Raw genomic sequence first — 269 nt, 5'->3', positions numbered from 1 at the left:
GAACTCAATATGCTTGAGGTGCCAGTTGTATTAAGGGTTTAACGGGAAACGATGAAAAGAATAGCTTTAGAAAATAGTGACATTACTATCTGGGGCTTACAAGCTCATACTCTGTCAATCCCATTTTAAAATGTCCTCATTTGTCCCAAATAGAAATGTCCCCTTGTTAGGTCTTTCGACTGGAGGTTTTGAATGGTTCGGTGAGCACTGGGTTGATGGCTCGAGGGGCTGTTTGAAGGGCTCTTTGTTGTGCACGGCGCTTGGGCGCT

The organism is Algibacter sp. L4_22, assembly GCF_023473045.1.
GTDB lineage: Bacteria > Bacteroidota > Bacteroidia > Flavobacteriales > Flavobacteriaceae > Algibacter.
The sequence above is the reverse complement of the archived record's forward strand: the minus strand, read 5'-3'. Positions refer to the sequence as shown.